Source organism: Kitasatospora sp. NPDC057904 (assembly GCF_042887925.1).
Classification (GTDB): Bacteria; Actinomycetota; Actinomycetes; order Streptomycetales; family Streptomycetaceae; genus Kitasatospora.
Genome location: NZ_JBHVOL010000012.1, coordinates 98,713 through 117,798, shown reverse-complemented (window position 1 = coordinate 117,798; position 19,086 = coordinate 98,713). Strand labels below are relative to the sequence as shown.

General features: G+C 72.2%; 19 protein-coding genes. 11 read left to right on the top strand and 8 right to left on the bottom strand.

Features of this window, described 5'->3' with window-relative positions; genetic code table 11:
* Window positions 1-109: 109 nt before the first annotated feature.
* From ACFVSN_RS28170 to ACFVSN_RS28140, 7 genes are all read left to right on the top strand, one after another.
* Window positions 110-1,363 (top strand): amidohydrolase, encoded by a 1,254-nt coding sequence (locus ACFVSN_RS28170; RefSeq protein ID WP_380439040.1) that lies wholly within the window; start codon window positions 110-112, stop codon window positions 1,361-1,363.
* A 254-nt stretch (window positions 1,364-1,617) separates the two neighbouring features.
* Entirely contained in the window at window positions 1,618-2,679 is a 1,062-nt protein-coding gene (locus ACFVSN_RS28165; protein WP_380439042.1) for a BMP family protein, read from the top strand.
* 306 nt (window positions 2,680-2,985) lie between these two features.
* A complete protein-coding gene (locus ACFVSN_RS28160; protein ID WP_380439043.1) occupies window positions 2,986-4,566 on the top strand; it encodes an ABC transporter ATP-binding protein in 1,581 nt (526 codons plus the stop codon).
* Between the two features lie 5 nt (window positions 4,567-4,571).
* The gene (locus ACFVSN_RS28155) at window positions 4,572-5,729 is read left to right on the top strand and encodes an ABC transporter permease (protein ID WP_380439046.1); all 1,158 of its coding nucleotides are present in this window, start codon (window positions 4,572-4,574) and stop codon (window positions 5,727-5,729) included.
* Entirely contained in the window at window positions 5,726-6,994 is a 1,269-nt protein-coding gene (locus ACFVSN_RS28150; RefSeq protein ID WP_380439048.1) for an ABC transporter permease, read from the top strand. The genes ACFVSN_RS28155 and ACFVSN_RS28150 overlap by 4 nt, the downstream gene beginning before the upstream one ends.
* Complete coding sequence (locus ACFVSN_RS28145) at window positions 6,991-7,383, top strand: cytidine deaminase (protein WP_380439050.1); 393 nt, start codon at window positions 6,991-6,993, stop codon at window positions 7,381-7,383. Before ACFVSN_RS28150 ends, ACFVSN_RS28145 begins: the two co-directional genes overlap by 4 nt.
* Before the next feature lie 97 nt (window positions 7,384-7,480).
* On the top strand, window positions 7,481-8,758 hold the full coding sequence (locus tag ACFVSN_RS28140; protein WP_380439052.1) for a thymidine phosphorylase: 1,278 nt from the start codon (window positions 7,481-7,483) through the stop codon (window positions 8,756-8,758).
* A gap of 168 nt (window positions 8,759-8,926) precedes the next feature.
* Here the strand turns inward: ACFVSN_RS28140 and ACFVSN_RS28135 are convergent, their stop codons facing one another.
* Both ACFVSN_RS28135 and ACFVSN_RS28130 read right to left on the bottom strand, forming a co-directional pair.
* The gene (locus ACFVSN_RS28135) at window positions 8,927-9,481 is read right to left on the bottom strand and encodes a Uma2 family endonuclease (RefSeq protein WP_387956802.1); all 555 of its coding nucleotides are present in this window, start codon (window positions 9,479-9,481) and stop codon (window positions 8,927-8,929) included.
* 26 nt (window positions 9,482-9,507) lie between these two features.
* Complete coding sequence (locus ACFVSN_RS28130; protein ID WP_387956801.1) at window positions 9,508-10,785, bottom strand: MFS transporter; 1,278 nt, start codon at window positions 10,783-10,785, stop codon at window positions 9,508-9,510.
* Window positions 10,786-10,877: 92 nt separating this feature from the next.
* Between ACFVSN_RS28130 and ACFVSN_RS28125 the strand changes: the two genes are divergently transcribed.
* From ACFVSN_RS28125 to ACFVSN_RS28115, 3 genes are all read left to right on the top strand, one after another.
* On the top strand, window positions 10,878-11,849 hold the full coding sequence (locus tag ACFVSN_RS28125) for a LysR family transcriptional regulator (RefSeq protein ID WP_380499139.1): 972 nt from the start codon (window positions 10,878-10,880) through the stop codon (window positions 11,847-11,849).
* Window positions 11,850-12,040: 191 nt separating this feature from the next.
* Complete coding sequence (locus ACFVSN_RS28120; protein ID WP_380439060.1) at window positions 12,041-13,198, top strand: adenosine deaminase; 1,158 nt, start codon at window positions 12,041-12,043, stop codon at window positions 13,196-13,198.
* A gap of 225 nt (window positions 13,199-13,423) precedes the next feature.
* Window positions 13,424-13,798, top strand: a complete 375-nt coding sequence (locus ACFVSN_RS28115; protein ID WP_380439062.1) for an ATP-binding protein — start codon at window positions 13,424-13,426, stop codon at window positions 13,796-13,798.
* A 70-nt stretch (window positions 13,799-13,868) separates the two neighbouring features.
* Here ACFVSN_RS28115 and ACFVSN_RS28110 read toward each other — a convergent pair whose 3' ends face one another.
* Entirely contained in the window at window positions 13,869-14,054 is a 186-nt protein-coding gene (locus ACFVSN_RS28110; protein ID WP_359972893.1) for a PspC domain-containing protein, read from the bottom strand.
* Between the two features lie 197 nt (window positions 14,055-14,251).
* Complete coding sequence (locus ACFVSN_RS28105) at window positions 14,252-14,758, bottom strand: hypothetical protein (RefSeq protein WP_387956800.1); 507 nt, start codon at window positions 14,756-14,758, stop codon at window positions 14,252-14,254.
* Window positions 14,759-14,901: 143 nt separating this feature from the next.
* Here ACFVSN_RS28105 and ACFVSN_RS28100 point away from each other — a divergent pair, with 143 nt between their 5' ends.
* Entirely contained in the window at window positions 14,902-15,579 is a 678-nt protein-coding gene (locus ACFVSN_RS28100) for a PhzF family phenazine biosynthesis protein (protein ID WP_387956799.1), read from the top strand.
* Here the strand turns inward: ACFVSN_RS28100 and ACFVSN_RS28095 are convergent.
* The 4 genes from ACFVSN_RS28095 to ACFVSN_RS28080 form a co-directional block, all read right to left on the bottom strand.
* A complete protein-coding gene (locus ACFVSN_RS28095; RefSeq protein WP_380505424.1) occupies window positions 15,533-16,204 on the bottom strand; it encodes a VanZ family protein in 672 nt (223 codons plus the stop codon). The two genes, ACFVSN_RS28100 and ACFVSN_RS28095, sit on opposite strands and share 47 nt — an antisense overlap.
* 94 nt (window positions 16,205-16,298) lie before the next feature.
* Window positions 16,299-16,634: a hypothetical protein gene (locus tag ACFVSN_RS28090; protein ID WP_380498883.1), complete on the bottom strand. Its 336-nt coding sequence runs from the start codon at window positions 16,632-16,634 to the stop codon at window positions 16,299-16,301.
* Entirely contained in the window at window positions 16,631-18,175 is a 1,545-nt protein-coding gene (locus ACFVSN_RS28085) for a sensor histidine kinase (RefSeq protein ID WP_387956798.1), read from the bottom strand. Before ACFVSN_RS28085 ends, ACFVSN_RS28090 begins: the two co-directional genes overlap by 4 nt.
* A 46-nt stretch (window positions 18,176-18,221) precedes the next feature.
* The gene (locus ACFVSN_RS28080) at window positions 18,222-18,899 is read right to left on the bottom strand and encodes a response regulator (protein ID WP_188308557.1); all 678 of its coding nucleotides are present in this window, start codon (window positions 18,897-18,899) and stop codon (window positions 18,222-18,224) included.
* Window positions 18,900-19,086: the final 187 nt, after the last annotated feature.

Below are 19,086 nucleotides of genomic sequence, written 5' to 3'. Positions count from 1 at the left end.
CGGCTGAAACGAGATGTCATACCCACCTGTCCGGCCGGTATGCGCCCATCCGGGGACTAATTTTCCGGAAGTCGGGCCAAGAACCCCCGACAGGCCTATCCTTGGGGAGATGAACCGTCCTGAGCCCGCTCAGCCGGGCGCCACTCTGTCCGCTGCCCGTCCCGCCGCCGAACTGCGCGCCCGGGTCAGGAGGCTGGAGCCAGAGCTGATCGCCTTCCGCCGCGATCTGCACCGGCACCCGGAGCTGGGCCGCCAGGAGTTCCGCACCACCGGCCTGATCCGCGACCGGCTGGTGGCGGCCGGTCTCACCCCCCGGGTGCTGCCCGGCGGCACCGGCCTGATCGTCGACATCGTCCCCGCCGGGACGGCCCCCGGCACCGGGATCCTCGCCTTCCGCGCCGACATCGACGCGCTGCCGATCGACGACGCCAAGACCGACGTCCCCTACCGCTCGACCGTCCCCGGCCGGGCCCACGCCTGCGGCCACGACGTGCACACCGCGGTCGTGCTCGGCACCGCGCTGGTGCTGGCCGACGCCGCCCGCAGCGGCGAGCTGCGCCGCCCGGTCCGGCTGGTGTTCCAGCCGGCCGAGGAGGTCATGCCCGGCGGCGCGCTGGACGTCATCAAGGCCGACGGGATGGACGGCGTCGAGCGGATCTTCGCCGTGCACTGCGACCCGAAGGTCGAGGTGGGCCGCATCGCGCTGCGCACCGGGGCCATCACCTCCGCCTGCGACCGCCTGGTGCTCCACCTGGACGGCCCCGGCGGGCACACCGCCCGGCCGCACCTGACCACCGACCTGGTGACCGCGATCGCCCGGATGGCCGCCGACCTGCCGGCCGCGTTCGCCCGCCGGATGGACCCGCGGTGGGGCGTCAGCCTGGTCTGGGGCCGGATCGCCTCCGGCTCCGCGCCCAACGTCATCCCGCAGCACGCCGAACTGGAGGGCACCATCCGCTGCCTGGAGCTGGACGGCTGGCGGGAGGCGCCGGACGTCCTGCACGACCTGATCGCCAAGGTCGCCGAGACCTACCGGGCGAAGTGGACGCTCGACTACCACCGCGGGGTGCCGCCGGTGGTGAACGAGGCGGTCTCCGTCGCCCTCCTGGACGAGGCCATGACGGCCCGGTTCGGCCGGGGCGGCGAGCAGGTGGTCGAGAGCACCGAACAGAGCCTGGGCGGCGAGGACTTCTCCTGGTACCTGGAGCACGCCCCGGGCGCGCTGGCCCGGTTGGGCGTCCGCGCCCCCGGCGACACCTCCGTCCGCGACCTGCACCAGGGCCGCTTCGACGTGGACGAGCGGGCGATCGGGATCGGTGCGGAACTGTTCGCGGCGCTGGCGCTGGAGGTCGACGGGAGCTGACCCGCATCCGCGCGCGTGCGGCCGTCGCGTGGCGGAGACGTCGGGATCCGGGGTTTCGGCGCAGTTCCGTAAACTGGAGCGCACCAGTTCCGGATCACCGTCCGCGCACGGGAAATGGGCCTCGGGGCGACCGTCAGACCACGGTTTGATAACAACCCGAATGCTCCGGCACCCCGTAACACAACCGTGTTCTACGCGCGTTACGGTGGCGTCCGACCACGCTAATCGGGTGCGTGTGAGAAGGAGAAACTCCCTTGCGCCGTTCAATGAAGCTCGCCGCGGTTGTGCTCTCGGGTTCCCTGGGCATGGCCTCGCTCGCCGCTTGCGGCGCAAAGAGCACTGACAACACCTCCTCCGGCTCGTCCTCCGACGGCGGCCTCAAGGTCGGTATGGCCTACGACATCGGCGGCCGTGGCGACCAGTCGTTCAACGACTCCGCCGCCCGCGGTCTCGACAAGGCCAAGTCCGACCTCGGCGTCTCGGTCACCGAGGCCGAGGCCAAGGCCGGCGAGGCCGAGGCGGACAAGGAGACCCGCCTCAAGAACCTGATCGACGCCGGTTACAAGACCGTCATCGCGGTCGGGTTCGTGTACCAGCCGGCCGTCAACAAGATCGCCAAGGACAACCCGGACGTCAAGTTCGCGATCATCGACTCGCACGACGACGCCCAGCCGGCCAACGTCACCTCGCTCGTCTTCGCCGAGCAGGAGGGCTCCTACCTCGCCGGTGTGGCCGCCGCGCTGAAGACCAAGACCAAGCACGTTGGCTTCATCGGCGGTGTGCAGACCGAGCTGATCAAGAAGTTCGAGGCCGGTTACCGCGCGGGCGTCAAGTCCGTCGACCCGCAGATGCCGGTCGAGGTCACCTACCTCACCACGCCCCCGGACTTCTCCGGCTTCGCCTCGCCCGACAAGGGCAAGGAGGCCGCGCAGGGCCAGCTCGACAAGGGCGCGGACGTCATCTACTCCGCCGCCGGCTCCTCCGGCAACGGCGCCATCGAGGCCGTCGCCAACAAGCAGGGCGCCCTGGCCATCGGTGTCGACTCCGACCAGGCCACCCAGCCGGCCCTGGCGAAGTACAAGAACAGCATCCTCACCTCGATGGTGAAGAACGTCGACAACGCGGTGTTCTCGTACATCCAGTCGGTCAAGCAGGGTGCCCCGTTCACCGGCACCAAGCTCTTCGACCTGAAGGCCGACGGTGTCCAGCTCGCCACCACCGGTGGCAAGATCGACGACATCAAGACCCAGCTGGACGCCGCCGCCAACGCGATCAAGACCGGCGCCACCACCGTCCCGACCGCGCCCGCCCAGTAAGGCGCCGCGCGGCCCGGACGTCGTAGCGGCTGCCGCCTGCCCGGCAGCGCGATGATGGGCACAGCAACACGGGAGGGGCCCGGCAGGGTGCGCTCAACGCGTACCCCCGGGCCCCCTTCCGTCCCCCCTCACTTTCCCGTTCCCCCCTTTTGGCCCTCCCAGCGCAACGACGCGCCTCCAGACCACCAGGAGATCGCCATCACCGCATCCGACCCCGTCCCCCTGCGCAAGGACGGAACCCCCAGCGCGGGGACGGCGACTACGGCCGTCGAACTGCGCGGTATCACCAAGCGCTTCCCCGGAGTCGTGGCCAACCACGACATCAACCTCACCGTCCGCGGTGGCACCGTGCACGCCCTCATGGGCGAGAACGGCGCCGGCAAGTCGACGCTGATGAAGATCCTCTACGGCATGCAGAAGCCGGACGAGGGCACCATCGCGATCAACGGCGAGCAGTGCGAGTTCAATTCCCCGGGCGACGCCATCGCCCGCGGCATCGGCATGGTGCACCAGCACTTCATGCTCGCCGACAACCTCACGGTGTGGGAGAACGTCGTCCTCGGCGGCGAGAGCCTCTACGGCATCGGCGCCAAGGCCAAGGCGAAGATCAAGGAGATCTCCGACCAGTACGGCCTGGGCGTGCGCCCGGACGCGCTGGTCGAGGACCTCGGCGTCGCCGACCGCCAGCGCGTCGAGATCCTCAAGGTGCTCTACCGCGGCGCCCGGATCCTGATCCTCGACGAGCCCACCGCCGTCCTCGTCCCGCAGGAGGTCGACGCGCTGTTCGACAACCTGCGGGAGCTGAAGTCCGAGGGCGTCACCGTCATCTTCATCTCGCACAAGCTGCACGAGGTGCTCGCGGTCGCCGACGCGATCAGCGTCATCCGCCGCGGCACCACGGTCGGCGACGCGGACCCGAAGTCCGTGACCGCCCGCCAGCTCGCCGAGATGATGGTCGGCGCCGAGCTGCCCTCCCCGGAGAGCCGCGAGTCGACCGTCACCAGCACCGAGATGCTGGACGTCCAGGGCCTGCGGATCGCCAAGACCGACGCCGAGGGCATCGAGCGCGTCGTCCTCGACGACATCTCGCTGACCATCCGCAAGGGCGAGGTCCTCGGCATCGCCGGTGTCGAGGGCAACGGCCAGGCCGAACTGGTCGAGGCCATCATGGGCATGCTCCCGCTGGACGCCGGCACCGTCACCCTCGACGGCAAGGACCTGTCCGGCAGCCTCACCCGCGCCCGTCGCGAGGCCGGCATCGGCTACATCCCCGAGGACCGCCACCGCCACGGCCTGCTGCTGGAGGCCCCGCTCTGGGAGAACCGGATCCTCGGTCACGTCACCGAGAAGCCGAACTCCAACGGCCCGCTGCTCGACCCGGCCGGGGCCCGGCAGGACACCTGGCGCATCGTCCGGGAGTTCGACGTCCGCACCCCGGGCATCGAGGTCACCGCGGCCTCCCTCTCCGGCGGCAACCAGCAGAAGCTGATCATCGGCCGCGAGATGGCCCACGAGCCCAAGCTGCTGATCGCCGCGCACCCCACCCGCGGCGTGGACGTCGGCGCGCAGGCGCAGATCTGGGAGCACATCCGGGTCGCGCAGCGCAACGGCCTGGCCGTGCTGCTGATCTCCGCCGACCTGGACGAGCTCATCGGCCTCTCCGACACCATCCGGGTCATCTACCGCGGCCGCCTGGTCGCCGACGCCGACCCGGCCACCGTCACCGCCGAGGACCTGGGCACCGCGATGACCGGTGCGGCCCGCGGCCACCTGGAGTCCGACCCGGAGGCCGTCGCCGCCGCGCAGGCCGTCGCGGCCGAGGGCACCACGGTCGAGGACGCGCACCCGCACACCGACACCGCCGACGACGCCGAGGCGGGGGAGTAACCCACATGACCAGTCCCAACCCCCCTGCCGCCAAGCGCAGTCTGGCGCAGCGGATCAGCGGTGAGCGGATCGTGTTCGCACTGGCGGCGCCGGTGCTCGCGGTCCTGCTCTCGGTGACGATCTGCTCGATCCTGCTGGCGACCTCGGGCAAGAACCCGTTCGACGCGTGGAACGTGATGATCACGTACGCCACCAAGTCGGACGGCCAGGTGGCGATCCTCAACCGGGCCACCACCTACTACCTGGCCGCCGCGGCCGCCGCGTTCGGGTTCCGGATGAACCTGTTCAACATCGGCGTCGAGGGCCAGTACCGCGTCGCGGCGCTGTTCACGGCGTACGTCGGCAGCCAGATCGACCTGCCGTCGTTCATCCAGATCCCGCTGCTGCTGATCACCGCCATGCTGGCCGGTGGCCTGTACGCGGCGATCGCCGGTGCGCTGAAGGTCTTCCGCGGCGTCAGCGAGGTCATCGCGACCATCATGCTGAACGCCATCTCGATCGCGATCGTCGGTCTGCTCCTCGTCCCGGGCATCTTCGCCCCGAAGGTCAGCAGCACCAGCAACTCGATCCAGACCAGCCCGGTCTCGCAGTCCAGCCACTTCTTCTCGATCAACACGGCCGGCGGCGACCTCTGGGGCTTCCTGTTCATCGCGATCCTGGTCGGCGTGGTCTTCCAGTTCGTGCTGACCCGCACCCGCTTCGGCTTCGACCTGCGCGCCACCGGCCGCTCGGAGAGCGCCGCGACCGCGTCGGGCGTGAACGTCAAGCGGATGGTCATGATCTCGATGGCCGTCTCCGGCGCCATCGCCGGTCTGATCGGCCTGCCCGAACTGCTGCAGAACTCGTTCTACTTCGGCCAGAGCTTCCAGGCCGGTCTCGGCTTCCTCGGGATCTCGGTCGCGCTGCTGGGCCGCAACAGCCCGCTCGGCATGGCCTTCGCGGCGCTGCTGTTCGCGTTCCTGGACGCCACCGGCTCGCAGTTGCCGCTGAACGGCGGCTTCCCGTTCGAGATCGTCGCGGTCATGCAGGGCACCATCGTCATCTGCGTCGTCGTCGCGTACGAGCTCGTGCGCCGCTACGGCCTGAAGCGCCAGCAGCAGAAGGTCGGCGCCCAGCTCGCCGCCCAGCTCGCGGCCACGGAGAAGAAGGAGGTGTCGGCATGAGCACGGCCACCGCTGCCGCTCGTCCCAAGGCGCCCGGTGCGCCCGCCAAGAAGCGCAAGCTGTCCTGGCCGGTCGTGCTGCTGCTGATCGCCGGCGCCCTCGCGCTCTTCTCCGCCGTGGGCATGGCCACCGGCAACCACTCGCTGACCTCCTCCGGTCAGATCACCGCCGCGCTCAGCGCCGCCGTGCCGATCGGCATGGCCGGTCTCGGCGGTCTGTGGTCCGAGCGGGCCGGCGTGGTCAACATCGGCCTCGAAGGCATGATGGTCGCCGGCACCTTCTGCGGTGCCTGGGCCGGCTACCTGGTGAACCCGTGGGTCGGCCTGCTGGCCGGCATGGCGGGCGGCGCCCTCGGCGGCCTGCTGCACGCGGTCATCACCGTGACCTTCGGCGTCGACCACATCGTCTCCGGCGTCGGCATCAACCTGCTGATCCCCGGCATCTGCGCGTACGTCAACCGGATCTACTACAAGGACTACGTCGCCGTCGGTGCCGGCGCCAACCAGTCCCCGCCGGCCGACCCGTTGCCGTACATCACCATCCCGGGTCTGTCGCCCTGGCTGGACGGCATCGAGAAGCACCACTGGTTCTTCGTCTCGGACGTCGCCGGCGTGGTCGGCGGCATGGTCACCAACATCTCGGTGGTCGTGGTCCTGGCCGGTGCGCTGATCGTGGTCAGCTACTTCGCGCTCTGGCGCACGGTGTTCGGCCTGCGACTGCGCTCCTGCGGTGAGAACCCGACCGCGGCCGAGTCGCTGGGCGTCAACGTCTACAAGTACAAGTACCTGGCGGTCATGGCCTCCGGCGCCTTCGCGGGCCTCGGCGGCGCGTACCTCTCGCTGGTCGCCGCGCACTTCTACAAGGACGGCCAGACCAACGGCCGCGGCTTCATCGGCCTCGCGGCGATGATCTTCGGCAACTGGATGCCGGGCGGGCTCTCCATGGGCGCCGGGCTGTTCGGCTTCACCGACAGCCTCCAGCTGCGTGACCCGCAGTCGGTGCACGTGCTGATCCTGACCGTCTCCATCGCGATGGGCCTCCTCGCGCTGTGGCAGCTGTACCGCCGCAAGTACACCGCCGTGGTGATCTCGCTGGTGGTCGCCGGCGGCCTCGGCGCCTGGTACGCGCTCACCGACGAGGTGCAGCGCCCGCTGATCGTCGCGACGCCGTACGTGATCACCCTCGTGGTGCTCTCGCTGGCCTCGCAGCGCCTGCGGATGCCCAAGGCGGACGGCCAGATCTACCGCAAGGGCCAGGGCAAGTGACGGCCCCCGTGATCGACTGGGAGCGGCTGCGCGACGCCGCGCGCGAGGCCATGACCCGCGCGTACGCGCCGTACAGCAAGTTCCCGGTCGGCGCGGCCGCGCTGGTGGACGACGGGCGGCTGGTCACCGGCTGCAACGTCGAGAACGCCTCGTACGGGCTCGGACTGTGCGCCGAGTGCGGGCTGGTGTCCGCGCTGCACGCCAGTGGCGGCGGCCGGCTGACCGCGTTCACCTGCGTGGACGGCTCCGGCGAGCTGCTCATGCCGTGCGGGCGCTGCCGCCAGCTGCTGTACGAGCACGGCGGGCCCGACCTGCTGGTCGACCTGGCCTCCGGTGTGAAGCCGATGAGCGAGGTCCTGCCCGACGCGTTCGGGCCGGAGCGGCTCTAGCATCTGCATTTGTTACGCGCGTAGAGTGTCGCGAGTGGGCCGCAACCCGGTCATCTCGCGACACTCTTCGCTTTTTGAATCCCCTCTTGGAGCACGCATGGACGCCATCTCCGTCATCAGGACCAAGCGCGACCGCGGAGAGCTGAGCGACGCTCAGATCGACTGGGTCATCGACGCCTACACCCGCGGCGAGGTCGCCGACGAGCAGATGTCCGCCCTGGCCATGGCCATCCTGCTGAACGGCATGAAGCCGCGCGAGATCAGCCGCTGGACCGAGGCCATGATCCGTTCCGGCGTCCGGATGGACTTCTCCTCGCTCCCGCTGCCCACCAGCGACAAGCACTCCACCGGCGGCGTCGGCGACAAGATCACCCTCCCGCTCGCCCCGCTCGTCGCCGCCTGCGGCGCCGCCGTCCCGCAGCTCTCCGGCCGCGGCCTCGGCCACACCGGCGGCACCCTCGACAAGCTGGAGTCCATCCCCGGCTGGCGCGCGCTGCTCTCCAACGACGAGATGATGGACGTCCTGCGCGGCGCCGGCGCCGTCATCTGCGCCGCCGGCGACGGCCTCGCGCCCGCCGACAAGAAGCTGTACGCGCTGCGCGACGTCACCGGCACGGTCGAGGCCATCCCGCTGATCGCCTCCTCGATCATGTCCAAGAAGATCGCCGAGGGCACCGGCGCGCTCGTCCTCGACGTCAAGGTCGGCTCCGGCGCGTTCATGAAGAACCTCGACGACGCCCGCGAGCTCGCCCGCACCATGGTCGGCCTCGGCACCACCGCCGGCGTCAACACCGTCGCCCTGCTCACCGACATGTCGACCCCGCTCGGCCTCACCGCCGGCAACGCGCTGGAGGTCCGCGAGTCGGTCGAGGTGCTGGCGGGCGGCGGCCCGGCCGACGTCGTCGAGCTCACCCTCGCGCTCGCCCGCGAGATGCTCGCCGCGGCCGGCGTGCACGGCAAGGACCCGGCGGACGCGCTGCGCGACGGCTCGGCGATGGACCACTGGCGCCGCATGATCACCGCCCAGGGCGGCGACGTCGACGCGCCGCTGCCGGTCGCCCGCGAGCAGCACGTCATCCCGGCCCCCGCCTCCGGCGTGCTCACCACGCTCGACGCGTACGCCGTCGGCGTCAGCGCCTGGCGCCTGGGCGCCGGCCGCGCCCGCAAGGAGGACCCGGTGCAGGCCGGCGCGGGCATCGAGATGCACGCCAAGCCCGGTGACACCGTCGTGGCCGGCCAGCCGCTGCTGACCCTGCACACCGACACCCCCGAGCGCTTCGAGTACGCCATCGAGGCCCTCGCCGGCGGCATCGAGGTCGCCCCCGAGGGCACCGCGTTCACCGCGAACCCGATCGTCCTCGACCGCATCGCGTAGTCGTGCGGAGGGCCCTGGCGGAGCGGTGCCGCCAGGGCCCTTCTCGTTCTCCGCTGTGCGGCGACTGTTCGGCCGCGGCGAGGACGGTCTTGAGGAAGGTGGCCGTGGCGGATTCCGCTGCTGTTTGTACGAACTGACCGAAGGAACCTACGGCAGGTCGGGCGGGTGTCAGCCGTAGGTGAGCAGACCGCTGGTGTCGAGGGTCCAGGGGCCGACGGTGATCTTGTCTCCGAAGTTGAACTTCTCGCGGGACTCGTAGCCGGGCTCCGAGTGCACGATGCCGGTGCCGTCGCGGGGATCGATGATCAGGTAGAGCGGGATGCCCATGGCCGAGTAGTCGCGGACTTTGTTGTGGTAGTCGTTGTCGGGGTTGGACTTGGAGACGATCTCCACGACGAGCAGCACCTCGTGCGGGAGAACTGCCGGCTGCTCCCCCTCCAGGGTCGCTTCGGGGAAGACCATCACGTCCGGGTTGCGTAGCTGGCCGAGCCCCGCGTCCTCAAGATCCGCGCCGTGGTAGGCGATGTGGCCGGGATTCGTGTCCGGCAACTGGGCATTGAGCTGTCGGGAGATGCGCAGCACGGCGAGTTCGTGGCGCTTCACCGGCGACATCATCATCACGATCGCGCCGTTGGCGATTTCGATCTTCCCTATTCCCGGAATCTGGGGCAGTTGGTCGGCGATCTCCCGCAGCCGGGCGTACGTAGCCGGATCGATGCTCATGTTCCGGAGTCTATCGGCGCCGACTGTCAAGAGCTCGGGACTGCTCGGCGGGTGGTACATGCCTGCCGGGTGGCGTAGAGGGTGACGGTGGCGGCGAGGGTCATCGCGGTGAGGCCCACGGTGGCGGCGCCGGGCCAGCCGGTGGCGTGGTAGGCGTCGGCGCCGATCGTGCCGCCGAGGCTGTTGCCCAGGTAGTAGGCGATCAGGTAGAGGGCGGAGGCCTGGGCGCGGCCCTCCGTCGCGGTGCGGCCGACGGCGGACGAGGCGGTGGCGTGGCCGGCGAAGAAGCCGGCGGTGATCAGGACCAGGCCGAGCAGGGCGCAGACCAGGGAGTCGGCCAGGGACAGCAGGAGCCCGGCGGCCGTCACGCCGATGGAGACGTAGAGGGCGCCGCGCCGGCCCAGGCGGCCGGAGAGCCGGCCGGCGGCGGCCGAGGTGCCGGTGCCGACCAGGTAGACGACGAAGATCGAGGCGGCGACCGACTCCGGCAGGTGGAAGGGGGCGCCGATCAGCCGGTAGCCCACGGTGTTGTAGACCGCGCCGAACACGGCCATGAACAGCAGCCCGAGCGCGTACAGCCGGACCAGCAGCGGGTTGCGCAGGTGCCGTCCGACGGTCCGGGCGAGGGCGCGCGGGTCCACCGGGGCCGGGGTGAAGTGCCGGGCGGCGGGGATGAGCAGCCGGAACGCGAGCACCGCGAGCAGCGCGAGGACGGCGGAGGCGGCGAGGCCCCAGCGCCAGCCGAACGCGGCGGCGGTCCAGCCGGACAGCAGTCGGCCGCCCATGCCGCCGATGCTGTTGCCGGCCACGTACAGGCCCATCGCGGAGGCCAGCGCGCTCGGGTGGACCTCCTCGGCGAGGTAGGCCATCGCCGTGGCGGGGAGCCCGGCGAGGGCGGCGCCCTGGAGGACGCGCAGGACGACGAGCGTGGTGAGGTCGGGCGCGAACGGCAGGGCGAGGGCGAGGGCGGAGGCGGCGAGCGTGGAGGCCGTCATCACGGCGGTGCGGCCGTACCGGTCGGACAGCGCGCTCGCGGGCAGGAGTCCGAGGGCGAGTCCGAGGGTGGCGGCGGAGGCGGTCCAGCTGGCCTGACCGGGCGTGAGGTCGAGGTCGGCGGAGAGGACCGGCAGCAGGCCCTGGGTGGAGTAGAGCAGGACGAACGTGGCGACCCCGGCGGCGAACAGGGCGAGGTTGGCGCGGCGGAACGCGCGCTGGCCGGGGCGGTGGCGGTCGTCGTGGGTCGGGACGCGGGCGGCGGAGGCATCCGGGGCGGGCACGGATGCCCTGGTATCGGCGGGCTGCATGACGTCGACGTTAGGCCTGCCGGGTTGATGCGTCCAATGCATGAACACTGGATGATCGATGCACTAGCGCATGAGTCGAGGATGGTGGCGGGATGACCGCGGAGGAAGCGGCGAACGGCACGGAGCAGCCCCGGTACCGGCCGGCCGAGCTGGGGCCCGGCCTGCCGGCCGTTCAACTGGCGCCGCGGCTGGCCCAGTTCGCGGCCGTGGCCCGGCTGGAGCACGTGACGCAGGCGGCGGCGGTGCTCGGCATGCCGCAGCCGACGCTGTCGCGGTCGGTGGCGCGGCTGGAGGAGGAGCTGGGGGTGGAGCTGCTGGCCCGTCAGGGCCGGACGGTCCGGCTGACCAGGGCGGGGCGGCTGCTGCTGGCCTCGGTGGAGCGGGCGCTGGCCGAGGTCGAGCGCGGCGCCGAGGCGGCCCGGGCGGAGGCGGACCCGTCGGTCGGGCGGGTGGCGTTCGGCTTCCTGCACACGATGGGGACGGACGCCGTCCCCGCGCTGCTGCGGGACTTCCGGGTGGCGCACCCGCAGGTGCGGTTCCAGCTGGTGCAGGACTACGTCGGCGCGATGCTGGAGCGGCTGCTGGACGGTGAGCTGGACCTGTGCCTGGTGGCACCGCTGCCCGACGACCCGGCCTTCGCCGCCCGCCCGTTGGACGAGCAGCGGCTGCACCTGGTCGTCCCGGCGGACCACCGGCTGGCCGGGCGGCGGCGGATCCGGCTCGCGGAGGTGGCGGAGGAGACGTTCGTCGGGCTGGAGGAGGGGTACGGGCTGCGGGCGATCACGGACGGGTTCTGCGCGGAGGCCGGGTTCGTGCCGCGGCTGGCCTTCGAGGGGGAGGAGGCGGAGACGCTGCGCGGGCTGGTGGCGGCCGGGCTCGGGGTGGCGCTGCTGCCGCCGGCGCTGGTGCCGCGGCCGGGGGTGGTGGAGCTGGAGGTGACGGCGCCGCGGACCCGGCGGGCGATCGGGCTGGCCTGGGCGGCGGGGCGGCCGCTGACGCCGCCGGTGCGGGCGTTCCGGGACTTCGTGCTGTCGCGGCGCGGGCGGCTGCTCGAACACGACTGAAACCCGCGGATTCCCGCGCTGAACCGCGGGGCGGGGTGCGGCGAACTCCGCGGGAGGGGGGGTTGCCGATCTCGCTTTGTCCCGGGATATGGGACGGGACTGACCCGAGCGGTGGAATTCCCGGTGGACTTTCGGCGAACCGGCCGTGTGGGGAGTGGTGGGTCTACGCGCGTAGGGTCTATATTTCCGCAATGGAGAAGCAGATCCCTGTCACCACCGCGGGCACCGGCCCGCGCATCCCCACCCCCGACCAGATCCGCCGCGCGCCGAAGGTGCTCCTGCACGACCACCTCGACGGCGGGCTGCGCCCGGAGACCATCGTCGAGCTGGCCGCCGCCGTCGGCTACGCGGGCCTTCCCACCACCGACCCCAAGGAACTCGGCGAGTGGTTCCGCGAGGCCGCCGACTCCGGCTCGCTCGTCCGCTACCTGGAGACGTTCGCGCACACCTGCGCCGTCATGCAGACCCGGGACGCCCTGATCAAGGTCGCCGCGGACTGCGCCGAGGACCTGGCCGCCGACGGCGTCGTCTACGCCGAGGTCCGCTACGCCCCCGAGCAGCACCTGGAGGCCGGCCTGAGCCTGGACGAGGTCGTCGAGGCCGTCCAGGAGGGCTTCCGCCTCGGCGAGGCCAACGCCCGCGCGGCCGGCCACCGCATCCGCATCGGCACCCTGATCACCGCGATGCGGCACGCCGCCCGCTCGCAGGAGATCGCCGAGCTGGCCAACCGCCACCGGGACTCGGGCGTCGTCGGCTTCGACATCGCGGGCGCCGAGGCCGGCTACCCCCCCACCCGCCACCAGGCCGCCTTCGACTACCTCAAGGGCGAGAACAACCACTTCACCATCCACGCGGGCGAGGCCTTCGGCCTGCCGTCGATCTGGGAGGCCCTGCAGTGCTGCGGCGCCGACCGGCTCGGCCACGGCGTGCGGATCGTCGACGACATCACGGTGAACGAGGACGGCAGCGTCGAGCTCGGCCGCCTGGCCGCGTACGTGCGCGACAAGCGCATCCCGCTGGAGATGTGCCCGACCTCCAACCTCCAGACGGCCGCCGCGGTCTCGTACGCCGAGCACCCGATCGGGCTGCTCAGCCGGCTGAAGTTCCGGGTCACCGTGAACACCGACAACCGCCTCATGAGCGGCACCAGCATGAGCCAGGAGTTCGGCCACCTGGTGGACGCCTTCGGCTACACGCTGGGCGACATGGAGTGGTTCACGGTGAACGCGATGAAGTCGGCGTTCCTGCCGTTCGACGAGCGGCTCGCGATGATCAGCGACGTGATCAAGCCGGGCTACGCCGAGCTCAAGGCCGAGTGGCTGTTCAGCACGGGCGGCGGCCAGGGCTGATCGGGTCCGGAGCGGCCTGGGGGTGAGTCCCGGATGAACGCCGCTGCCTCGCAGGGCAGTTGGCGTTCATCCGACTACTCACTCGGGTGAGTGAACGCCTTTTGGTCCTCGCGCGACCGGCTCACTACGGTGTGCCAGTCATCGCCGACAGGCCGTGGCGGACGCTCGGCCGTCCGTTCCCGCGTGTCGCGTCGGCCACCGACGAGGACTCAAGGGGACGAATTCATGAAGCAGGCTCTCAAGGCCGCCGGCACCGCGGCGCTCGGCATCGCCATCGCAGCGGTCGGCGTCGGCACCGCGTCCGCGGACGCCCCCGCGCCCGGCGGCGTCGGGCTGCCCACCACGGCGCTGCAGAACCCCGCGGTCACCGGCGCGGTCACCGACACCGCCAACAAGCTGCCCGGCGGCGACAAGGTCACCGGCACCCTCGGCCCGCTGGCCCCGAGCGCCGGGCAGGCCGCCCCCGCTCCGGCCGCGCCCGCGGAGGCCGCTCCGGTCGCCGGCGTCACCCAGACGCGCGCCGCGGTGCCGAGCATCCCCGGCCTCGACAAGACCCCCATCGGCGGGCTGACCGGCGCCCTGCCGGGCGGCCTGGGCTGACCGTTCCACCCGCACGGCGACGGGCCGCGCACCCCGGTGATCCCGGTGGTGCGCGGCCCGTCGCCGTGCGTCACGGCTCCTGGGGGAGCAGCACCCAGAGCGCCAGGTAGATCAGGAACTGCGGGCCGGGCAGCAGGCACGAGGCCAGGAAGATCAGCCGGACCGTCCAGGCCGACAGGCCGAAGCGCTCGGCGATCCCGGCGCAGACGCCGGCGATGACGCGGTTGTGACGGGGACGGGCGAGGCGCGGGCTCATGGTGCTCTCCGTGGAGTCGTGCCCGGTCCGGCCTCTCCGGCGGGCGTACTTCCATGCTCCGCCGCCGCCGGCCCGGAATCCTCCGCCCACCAGGCGATTCGCCCGCCCCGCGTCTCACCGGCGAGGCGTACCCGCGAGTCGGGGCCCCCTCAGGGTCCACCCCGAGTCCCCGCGGGCGGGTACCCCCGGTGCGGGGGTCAGTTCGTGTGTGGGGGCCGCTGGGGCTGGGCGTAGGGGTTGTCCGCGACGGGCCGGGCGGGCGGGATGGTCGGGATGGTCGGGGCGGGCTGGGCGGGCTGGGGCGCCGGGGCGACGGGGGAGGGCTGGGGTGCCGGGGCGACGGGGGAGGGCTGGAGCGGCTGGGCGTTCGGGTCGTGGGCCGGCGGCGCCGGCGGCTGGGCCGGCTGTGGGGCCGCCGGGGCGGTGCGGCGGTTGACCACGGCCTTCACGGAGCCGGCGATCAGCAGGACCGGCAGGATGAAGGCCTGGAAGTAGATGTGGTAGACGTCCTCGTCGAAGACGAAGCCCAGGTAGTAGGCGTAGCCGGCGAACGCGGCACCGGCGAGGATGTTGAGGACCCGCCAACCGCCCTTCTGGCCGCCGACGTTGATGGCCCCCAGGATCACCATGGCGATGCCGCTGACGGCCATCAGGGCGACGTACCAGGAGAACAGGGGGTGGTTGCCGAAGTCGAGGTTGTTCAACGCGGGATCCTGTGGGCTGGAATGAGAAACGGTGAACCGTCGGGGACGAGAGCGCACGGTACTTGAGGCGTCCGGCATCCGTCTCGGGCCTTTCGTCACGGAGTCGTCGTGGTCTGCTGTAATCCAGCTGAGAGGGTGGGGAAATGACTGACTATGAGGTGCTGCGGGTCTTTTGCGGGCCCGGCGGGGAGTGCGGGAACGCTCTCGGCGTGGTGCGGGACGGGGCGTCGGTGCCGGGCCGCGACGAGCGGCAGGCGGTGGCCCGGGAGCTCGGGTTCAGCGAGACGGTGTTCGTCGACGACCCGGTGCGGGGCGTGATCGACATCTACACGCCCACGCTGCGGCTGCCGTTCGCCGGGCACCCGTGCGTCGGGACGGGCTGGCTGCTCGGGGTGGACCGCCTCGTGACGCCCGCCGGCGAGGTGGGCGTCCGGCGGGAGGACGGGCTGACGCTGATCGAGGCGCGCGCCGACTGGGCGCCGCCGCGCACCCTGCGGCAGTACGGGTCGGCGGCGGAGGTGGACGCGCTGGAGGTGCCGCCGCCGGGCGAGTGGGTCTACGCGTGGGCCTGGCAGGACGAGGCGGAAGGGACGGTCCGGGCGCGCGGCTTCCCCGGGCGCGACGACGGGATCGACGAGGACGAGGCGACGGGCGCGGCGGCGCTGCTGCTGACCGCGCGGCTCGGGCGGGCGCTGACCGTCACGCAGGGCCGGGGCTCGCGGATCGTGACCGCGCTGCGCGGGGCCGGGCTGATCGAGGTCGGCGGCCTGGTGCTCAGGGAGCCGGCTCGGCCGACGCCCGGGCGGCCGGGACCGGAGTGATCGCGGCGGCGACCGGGGGGCTCACCAGGCTGGTCATCTTCGAGGTCTTCGGGGCCTTCGCAGCCTTTGCCGCCTTCGCAGCCTTCGCGGCCTGAGGAACGCCCTCCGTCGCCCCCTCGGGCCCGCGGGCCCGGGGCCGCCGCTCCCGCACCAGCCGCCGCAGCGCCGGGACGAGGGCCACGTGCGTCACGGCGACGCCGATCACCGCGAGCAGTATGTGGTCGACGTTGAGGACGTGCCCGGGCGTCCAGGAGGAGAGGAACTCCAGGCCGGTGGCCAGCAGGGCGGAGACGCCGGTGGTGCGCAGGAAGGACGGCAGCCACGGGGCGCGCGGCCGTCCGCCGGCCAGCGGGAGCAGGACGCCGAGCGGGGCCAGCAGGACGAGCTCGCCGACCACCTGCCAGGCCGAGGAGGAGCGCAGGGAGGCCAGCGGCGTGAGGTTGGCGTCGTAGACCCAGGCCACCGGCAGTGGTCTGAGCACGACCAGCCACAGGACCAGCGACAGGTGGAGGGCGAGGCCCGCCAGTCCGACCTGTCGCAGGGGACGGTGGACGGCCGGCGCCGGCCCGGTGTCGGTCCGTGCGCCGGAACGCTCGTCGCGTGTCCTGGTGCCATCTCGCTGCACGGGGGGAAGGACGTGAGCCGGTGGCGCGACGGTTCCACGCCGGGCGTGAACATTCCGACACGCGCCCCGATCCGCCCCGAGCAGGCGGGACCCGTCACTTGCAGGCGTTCGCCGCCGCCGTCGGCACGGCGCTGAACACGTTGTCCTGCGGCGGGGTGGTCGGCCCGGCCGGGCTGGGCGACGGGCCGGGGCCCGCCTTGGCGGTGCTCCGGGCCGCGGGCGGGCTCGGTGCGACCGGGGTCGGGGTGGCCGGCGCGGTCGGTATGTGCGGGGCGGTCGGACAGGCCGTCCGGCTGGCGGGGGCGCCCGCGTCCACCGGGACGGCGGTCGGGCGGATCCCGCAGCCGGAGGCCAGCGCGAGCAGGAGCAGTACGCCGGCGGCCCGTCGGGCGGTGGGAGGCCGGACGGCGGCGGGGGCAGGGGGGTTCACTGGGCGTCCTCGTGCTCGACGGCGTCCCGGACGGTGCCGTCGCCGGCCCCGTCCGCGGACGGCGGCGGTGGCGGCGCCAGCGGCAGCGTCAGCGTGAACACCGCCCCGACCTCCCCGTTCGCCGCCGTGATCGTTCCCCCGTGGATCTGTGCGTTGGCCATCGCGATGGACAGGCCGAGGCCGCTGCCCTCGGAGCGGGCCCGGCCGCGGTCGGCCTTGTAGAAGCGGTCGAAGACGTGCGGCAGCACGTCCTCGGGGATGCCGGGGCCGCTGTCCGAGACCTCGACGACCACCGAGCCATTGGTCTCCCGGACCTTGACCCGCACCGGCGAGCCGCCGTGCTTGAGCGCGTTGCCGATCAGGTTGGCGAAGACGACGTCGAGGCGCCGCGGGTCCACGACGGCGAGGATGCCGCGCGGGGCGTCCAGTTCGACCGCGTCGTACCAGGCCCGGCCGTCGATGCAGGACATGATCAGGTCGGCGACGTCCACCTCGTCGGCGACGAGCTTGGCGGTGCCGGCGTCGAAGCGGGTCACCTCCATCAGGTTCTCCACCAGGTCGGACAGCCGCCGGGTCTCGCTGACGACGAGCCGGACGGCCGGCTCGATCATCGGGTCGAGCGACTCGGCCTCGTCCTCCAGGATGTCGGTGACGGCCGTCATCGCGGTCAGCGGCGTGCGCAGCTCGTGCGACATGTCGGCGACGAACCGCCGGCTCTGCGCCTCGCGCGCGCTCAGCTCCTCGACCTGCTCGTGCAGCGACTCCGCGGCGCGGTTGAACGTCCGCGCGAGGTCCGCGAGTTCGTCCGAGCCCTCGACTTCGAGGCGGGTGTCCAGACGGCCCTCGCCGAGCGCCAGGGCGGCGTCGCCGAGCCGCTTGACCGGCCGCAGCACCGTCGCCGAGGCGGCCTGCGCGAGCAGCGCCGAGCCGATCAGCGCCAGCAGGGTGGCGATGGCCAGCGACCAGCCCAGGGTGTTGAGGTCGGCCCGCTCGTTCTCCAGCGACTTGAACATGTACGCCGTCGGCCCGTTCGGCACCACCTTGGTGCCGCCGATCACGAACGGCCGGCCCTCCAGGTTCTGCCGCTGCCAGTACAGGTGGTACGGGTACGGGTTGCTCTCGGTGATCTCGCGCGGGCGGGCCACGGTGGACTGCAGCGCGGCCGGCACGTCGGCGAGCGTGAAGTGCGCCGGGTCGGAGGAGGCCGGGCACTCCGGGTGCGCCGGGTCGACCACGACGACGTCGTAACTCAGCCCGGAGCTGGCGACGTTCGTGGCGAGCGCGGCCAGTTCCGGGCAGCTCGCGCCCATGGGCAGGTCGGAGACGTTCCGGGTGAGCGAGACCCGGAAGTCGTTGAGGGCCGTGTCCTGGGCGCGCTTGAGCACCGCGTCGCGGTTCAGCCAGTAGGCGATGCCGGAGGCCGATACGGCGGCGAGCAGCGCGACCGCCGCGAACACCGCGATCAGCCGGACCCGCAGCGAGCGCAGGCTGCGCCACTTGCCCGTGGCGAAGCGCCGGGTCGTCGTCTGTTGGTCAGTCACAGGAGCCTGTCGTCGTACGGGAGTTTGCGGGCACGGAGGGCGCGGCTCAGGACGGCGGGTCCAGCCGGTAGCCGACCCCGCGCACCGTCCGGATCAGGGTCGGCGCGGACGGCACGTCCTCGACCTTGGCCCGCAGGCGCTGCACGCACGCGTCCACCAGGCGGGAGTCGCCCAGGTAGTCGTGCTCCCACACCAGCCGCAGCAGCTGCTGGCGGGAGAGCGCCTGGCCGGGACGGCGGCTGAGTTCCAGCAGCAGCCGCAGCTCGGTCGGGGTGAGCTGGAGGTCCTGCCCGTCCTTGGTGACGGTCATGGCGGCGCGGTCGATCACGACGCTGCCGTACGCGGAGGAGTCCGAGCTCTCCCGTTCGCCGCGCCGCAGCACGGCCCGGATCCGGGCGTCCAGGACGCGCGGCTGCACCGGCTTGACCACGTAGTCGTCGGCGCCGGACTCCAGGCCGACCACGACGTCGATGTCGTCGGACCGGGCGGTCAGCAGGATGATCGGCAGCTGGTCGGTGCGGCGGATCCGGCGGCAGACCTCGAAGCCGTCGATTCCGGGCAGCATCACGTCCAGCACGATCAGATCGGGCCGCTGCTCCTTGAAGAGCCTCAGACCGTCCTCGCCGGAGGCGGCGGTGGCCACACGGTGGCCCTGGCGGGTGAGGGCGAGTTCGAGGCCGGTCCGGATGGCGTCGTCGTCCTCGATCAGTAGGAGGAAAGGCACGGCCCCATTTTGGCCCACCGGAAGCCGCGAATCACCCCCCGGACCGGTCACCGTCCGTTCGGGAACCGGAAGGAGCGCCACCGGCGTCCGGTAGGAGGGAGGCGGACCGAGGCGTTCGGCCCGTCCCCTGTGACACCCCTGTGACAGTCGGCGGACAGCGCCATCACAACCGCCGGGCAGGATTTTC